General features: G+C 57.3%; 5 protein-coding genes. 4 read left to right on the top strand and 1 reads right to left on the bottom strand.

Annotated features, from left to right (window positions below):
• The 3 genes from VGK48_03560 to VGK48_03550 all read left to right on the top strand — a co-directional run.
• Positions 1 to 624 (top strand): hypothetical protein (locus tag VGK48_03560; GenBank protein HEY2380240.1); only part of this gene is annotated, 624 nt, incomplete at its 5' end.
• A gap of 478 nt (positions 625 to 1,102) precedes the next feature.
• Positions 1,103 to 1,573 carry a hypothetical protein gene (locus VGK48_03555; GenBank protein ID HEY2380239.1) on the top strand — a complete coding sequence of 157 codons (471 nt, stop codon included), beginning with the start codon at positions 1,103 to 1,105 and terminating at the stop codon, positions 1,571 to 1,573.
• A 235-nt stretch (positions 1,574 to 1,808) separates the two neighbouring features.
• Positions 1,809 to 1,967, top strand: coding sequence for a hypothetical protein (locus VGK48_03550; protein ID HEY2380238.1), 159 nt, complete (start codon positions 1,809 to 1,811; stop codon positions 1,965 to 1,967).
• Here VGK48_03550 and VGK48_03545 read toward each other — a convergent pair whose 3' ends face one another.
• Complete coding sequence (locus tag VGK48_03545) at positions 1,968 to 5,333, bottom strand: hypothetical protein (GenBank protein ID HEY2380237.1); 3,366 nt, start codon at positions 5,331 to 5,333, stop codon at positions 1,968 to 1,970.
• A 415-nt stretch (positions 5,334 to 5,748) separates the two neighbouring features.
• Between VGK48_03545 and VGK48_03540 the strand changes: the two genes are divergently transcribed.
• Positions 5,749 to 6,078 (top strand): helix-turn-helix domain-containing protein, encoded by a 330-nt coding sequence (locus tag VGK48_03540; GenBank protein ID HEY2380236.1) that lies wholly within the window; start codon positions 5,749 to 5,751, stop codon positions 6,076 to 6,078.
• Positions 6,079 to 6,228: the final 150 nt, after the last annotated feature.

Below are 6,228 nucleotides of genomic sequence, written 5' to 3'. Positions count from 1 at the left end.
CGTTCCATGATTGTCCACTCGGACTCATTCGCCGGTGTGATCTCTATTCTCCTGATCATGCTTGGAACGGCCCTCGCGTTGTCGGCGTCGGTTGTGCTCCTGCTGGCTGCGAAATTTCATCTGGCCGCGAAGGTCTTGAGGGTGACCGGCGGAGTGCTCGTTGTCTTCTGGCTGCTGCAGGCTATAGCGATCAGGCTTACGCCGCAGACGGTCGTTAACCGTGGCGATAGTTTTTGCTACGACATCTGGTGCATCGGCGTGACCAGCGTGACGCCTTCGGCCGGGACCGGGAATGCCGTTTACAAAGTCGATGTCCACATCTTCAGTGACGCCGGCAGCGGCGGGAAAATTCACGGCAAGATGAATGTCTTTCTTGTGGATGACCATGGCCGGCGCTTTCCACTGCTGCCCGACCCATCCGTGACTCCGTTTACTCGAGAACTCGCGCCACAGGAAGGAATTGACACGACGTTGACCTTTCAGGCGACGCCCGATTCGAAGCATCTGTACCTGATCAGCGAACCCAACCAACCCCACACGTGGATCGTCCGGCTGTTTACCGGGGATTGGCTCGCCCAATATTTTGCGCCCATGCGCAAGCCCGCGCTTTTGCGCGTTCTATAATCCGCGACTAATGTGCCTCAATAGCGGTTTAGCTGCGTTTCCTGCCCGAAATTGTAAGCAGGCGCGATGTTTTGTAAGCAGGCGCGTACGCATATATATAAGGTCGGGGTTTCGCATCCCCAGGCTCCGGCTTCCTCATCGATCCCCGGCCCACCCTGAACTGGCGTGCAGGAATCCTGACATTCAGTTTAGGGTACGCTGAACTGAATGTCAGGGTATCCGTGGCGATCTTTCCCGGTTAAGAACCTAACTCGTTGATAAATATAGTTCGGCCAGAACCTGTGCCATTTGGCACATCGGTTGCGTTATAGGAGACCGCGAGACGTGATCTCGCAAATCAACTTTCACAGAGAGGAACAACACATGTCTAAAACGTCGAAGATTCAAAAATTGAACATTGCTCATCCGTCCCCGAGAACGAAGGTCGCGGACCTGTTGTCCCGCGGTCACTCGGTTTTCACGGACATGGGCGTCAAGGTTGACGTGTTCGGGACCCAGCATTCCATTGACAACGCTGAAGCAGGATCTGGACAACCTGACCACGTCGTCCGCGGCCGCCAACGATGGCTCCAAGAAAGACATTGCGCAACGGGACAAGGACCGTCAGGTGGTCGAGCAGGATCTGGATCTGCTCTCCGCCTGGGTGCTGAAGATTGCCAATGGCGATCCGGCCATCATCACATCCAGTGGCTTCATGCTGGCTTCGCCACGTGCGAAGTCCTCGCCTGAGCCGCTGCCGCAGCCGGTGGTGGATTCCGTCACTCAAGGTGTGAGCCGCCAGCTGCTGGCTGAGATTTCTGCCGTTCGGAAGGCACGGTTACGTTCTGCGTATTGCGGCGCTGACAAACGAGGTTACCGGCACCTGGACCGAAGTCACCGTGACCTCCACAAAGGGCGCGGTCGCGTTCAACGACCTGACGCCGGGTACCATCTATGCATTCCAGGTTAAAGCGCTCGGTAAAGCGGGCTTCACGGACTGGAGTGATTCCGTTACACGTATGTGCATCTAGCGTGATGGCCTGGGCCTGCCGCGAAACGGCAGGACTGCATTCAAATCTTTGCAGCGCTCAAGCCTGGACCACCTCCGGCCGCTCGCAATGAGGTGGCTGCGCGGTTATGTTATTGATGTCGGGTCCACCCCTCCTTAGCAGACATCCAGATCTACAGTTTATATACGCGGAGCCTTGGGCCACAGCAGCCATGCCGCCGACAACGACAAATTCGACCTCAGCCTCGCACAGACCGTCAATGAATCTTTCAAATTGACGCCGGGCCTCTGGAAGGTCAGCGTGATGGACGGCAAACGCGAACTGGTCCGCGGCCAAGTGATCATTACGCCGTAATCACGGAGCGAACAAAGGCAAATCCGAGCCGTTTTGAGACTTGAGGGTCACCGTGCTTTGGGACGCCGCCGTCGAGTTCATCAAGATAAACTCCGTTGTGAATCCGCCGCCCGATACGACCTGAGGAAAGACGTACTCGCCGGCGTTGTCCGACGCACCGTCGGCTATCGCCGGAGTCGTCGCGAGCACAAGTTCGCCGCGTTGGTTATAACGGAGCCGGAGCCCAATCGCGGAAATCGCCTTGTCGCTGGAAATGTGAAGCACGCCGCGAAAAGTTGCCGGCAGGTTCTCGAGGCCAGGGATCTGATTCAGGAATACAGAGAGATGCCCATTAGCGGCCAGCGTGGAGGAACCGGTGAATCCCGTCGATTGACCGTCCAATGCGAGCAGTTCGAATTGGAGATTGGCGGAACTCGACGTGGTGTTTGCGATCGCGATACCCGTTTGCAATGTCTGACTGGCGTCTAATTCCGCAAAAACGCGGAACGATGTCGCGTCTCCGGTGGTCGCGACGCCGCTTTCGGTGACCGTGATTCCGTTCGTCACCAAGGTGAAGACCGATGAAACAACTGGCGCCGGGATTCCCGGATCCGGCGTAACTGTCACGTTTCCCGTTTGCAGAACGTTCCAAGCGGCGCTGACGATCTTCGTTGCGGAGCGGGGCGCAACGGAGTACGTGTGCATCGCGTCGAAGGCAATCGTTCCGGTCAGCGTGGTATCCGTCGGATTGACCAGCAGCACTTGCGTCGTCCAGCCTGCTCCGGCGGCGTAATGAGGCAACATGATGGGAGCTGTAGATATCGAACTGGTCGGAGCGACGGGCAACGTTGTCATCAACGTTTCTCCCCGCTCATTTATAAAGGCCCGCAGCGCAATCGCGGCGACCGGCGTCGAAGCGCTGAAAGTGAAAGTACGCGCGGCGCTGGTGCCGTCGTATGGAGCTTGATCGAGAAATGCGGCGTATTGCTCATTGGCAGGAATGGTGACCGAACCTGTGTTGATGCTCAGACCATTCTGGCCGGTGAAATAAAACGTGACAGCCGCGTCCTGATTGCCTGGATTCGCGATGGCGATTCCGGTCCGAACCGGCCCATTCGATTCGGCGTAAATACGGCCCGAAGTGATCAGTGGTGAGGCAGGCACGGCCGTTTCACTGATGAGTATGCCGTTCAGCGTGTAGCTGAATACCGCGACGCAATAGGGTGTGGTCGTCTGTCCCGCGGCGGGTTGCAGAATACCGTATCCCACGGTCATCGGACCGGAGGCTGTGCCCACCGTGCTGTACGTGACACCACCGGCCGAGGCGCTGAATGATTGTGCGGAAGAAGCCGGCGTGATCTTCCGGATGCGGCTGTTTCCCTGGTCGGTGATATACACATTGCCGGCAACGTCGACGGCCACATCAGCGAACTCCGCCGCCCGATCGAAATTTAACTGCGCGGATGTTGCGGAACCGCCGTCTCCGCTGAAACCGTCAACGGTGTTGCCTCCCGCGAGAGTCGTGACGGAAGAGCCGGAAGCCGATATTTCCCGAATCTTCGAGCCGTCCACAGCATAAAGATTTCCCTGGCTGTCCAATGCCATTGCCTCGGGATGAAAGTCGACGAGTCCGCCGAACCGATTGATCGCGCCGTCGGACGTCACTTTGTAAATTTGTCCGCCGCCGCTCCCGGAGCCGCTGAGGTAATAGCTTCCGTCCGGGGCAAGAACAAAGCCCTGGAACGTAATCGATCCGTTGAATGGTGGCATCGCATTCGTCAGGATGGTCGAGATGGCACCGGTAGAATCTACCTTCCATACTCGATCCCGAGCCTGAATATAAAGGTTGCCAATGGGATCAACGCCGATCCGCAGTGGACCATGCATCCCAAGCGAGGCGTTCATGGCCACTGTGGCGGTATCCGGCAGACCGGGGCAGATACCCGAGCAGCCGGCGACCGTTTGGATGACGCCGTCGGGCGTGATCTTCCGCACGTAGGTGCCGTCAAGCTCGTAGAGATTGCCGGCATTGTCGACGAACAGGTCGATCGGACTGCCGATTCCGGTAGAGACCGCCGGAACACTATCGGTGTAATTGGAACTGCCATTTCCAGCGATTGTGGTTATGGTGCCGTCGGGCGTCACCAGGCGTATGCGGCTGTTCGATGTGTCCGCAATGTAAAGATTGCCCGAGCGATCGAACGTGAGACCGTCCACGCTGGGGGACAGTTTCGCCAGAGTTGCGGGGCCTCCATCTCCAGAAAATCCATAGACGTTGTTTGCGACCAGCGTACTGATCGTTCCGTCCGTGGCGATTTTCCGGACGCTATTGGGGTTAATCACCAGATAAATGTTTCCCGAGGCATCCAGTGAAATGTTGTAAGGGTTCATCGAGGCCGATGTGGCAGGCACGCCGTCCGCCATGGAATTGCCGCCGCCCGCGATCGTATGGATGATACCGTCCGCGGTGATGGTACGCACATAGTTGCCGTCTGTGAGATAGAGGGTGCCGGAGACATCTTTGGCGATGCCGCCCAGAAAACAGACATTGGCATCGACCGCGGGCCCTCCGTCGCCGGATTCCGTACACATATACGATCCCAGAAATCCGATGGTGGCGGTTAGCTTCGTGAGTCTCGTAATAATGCCGTCCGTTCCCACCCGCATCAGAATCCCGGCGCCGATATAGACATTACTCGCAGAATCGACAGCGACAGCCGAAGGCGTAATCAGCGCCGATGTTGCAGCCACTCCGGTATCCGGCACGATGTTGCCTCCGCCTGCGATGGTCGTAATCACGCCATCCACACCCACTTTCCGGACGCGATCGGCCAGGACGATATACAGATTTCCCGCAGCGTCGACCGCAATGGAGCTCGGTAACGACAGCTGGGCCGACGTCGCCGGTCCCCCATCTCCAATGGTCCCTTCGGTACCGGACCCTGCAACCGTGGTGATGACTCCGTCCTTCGATACTTTGCGGATTCGCTGGTTATAAAAGTCGGAGATGTAAAGATTACCCGCGGTATCCGTCGCCAGGCCAAACGGGCTCGCGAGCATGGCATCCGTGGCAGGCCCGCCATCCCCTCCAAATCCATAAGTACTGCCGGCAATCAGGGTCAGAGTGCCGTTTGCCGCGACGTCGTAGACCCGATTCTGGCTTTGGCTGACGACATAAACTCCGCCGGAGCCGTCCGGAACAGCCGCCGCTGGATAGTCGATAGCCTGAGTCGATGCTGCGCTCCCGCTGACGGGCATCTGCGGACCGGCATAGGTTGTTATCATGCCTTGCGCAAACAGATGGGAAGACACGGCGAACAAGGCAAGGCTGGAGACAGTCAGGGTTTTCCGCCAAAACCGCCGGGTAGTCGTGAATTGCCATTTCATCGTGTATACATCCGACGCCTTACTGTGTAGATTGTGAGTCGTAAAGACTCAGTACATACCCTCCCGTGCCGCCGCGGCGAATCGCCGGCGGACGGCCAAGGGCAGGGAAACATAGGTTTTCAGAAGTCCCAGACCTCAATTCCATAATCACATCCGAATTCCATAGCACACGCGCGGCCAGATTGTCGGTAACACGAACTCGAGTGTGCGCTGCATGACGTTTTGCCGACACGGTCACTCCAGGAATTGGTTCAGGTCCTGCCTGCCGATCGCGCCTCATTAAAGAAAATTACCGGCATCGGCAAAGGCAAACTCAAAAGTTTCGGCGCGGAGATTCTCCGCGTTATCGGGAAATACCGAAGCGAAAAAAACATACCTGAAGATCCGGCGTCGGACGCCGTAGGGGAGCGGCCCGATCGCCCCTTCAAGGAGACCGGCGCAGCCAACACCAGGCAGATCAGCCTCGATCTATCGGCCCGGAGAAACCACCGTGCAAATTGCGGCCGAACGCCATCTGAAGGTGAGCACGATCGAAGGGCATCTGGCGCATTTCATCGCGCGCGGAGAACTCCATATTTCGGATCTTTTGACAAATGAACAGGTGGATGAAATAGCGGCTTTCTTCGCGGAGAAGAAGACCGAGTCGCTGGCAGAAGCGAAGACGCATTTCGGGGATCGGTATTCCTACGGGCAACTCCGAATGGTTTTGGAACACGCCAGGAACCGAATTGTGGATGCACTTTAAGGTTTCGTGCGAACTCCGGTTCAGACCGGCGTGCTAAAATCATGGTGAGGTCTGCATCATGGCGAGAGCTCGCCGATCCTTGACGATCGGTGATTCCTATACCTGTACTTATTGTCTGCAAGTGATCAAGTGGGATCACCACAGAACCCG

Source organism: Terriglobia bacterium, from assembly GCA_036496425.1.
GTDB lineage: Bacteria > Acidobacteriota > Terriglobia > 20CM-2-55-15 > 20CM-2-55-15 > 20CM-2-55-15.
The sequence above is the reverse complement of the archived record's forward strand: the minus strand, read 5'-3'. Positions and strand labels throughout refer to the sequence as shown.

What these genes read in the sequence shown, in the direction of transcription:
- VGK48_03545 (HEY2380237.1), bottom strand. Translation starts at nt 5,333, where the DNA reads ATGAAATGGCAATTCACGACTACCCGGCGGTTTTGGCGGAAAACCCTG.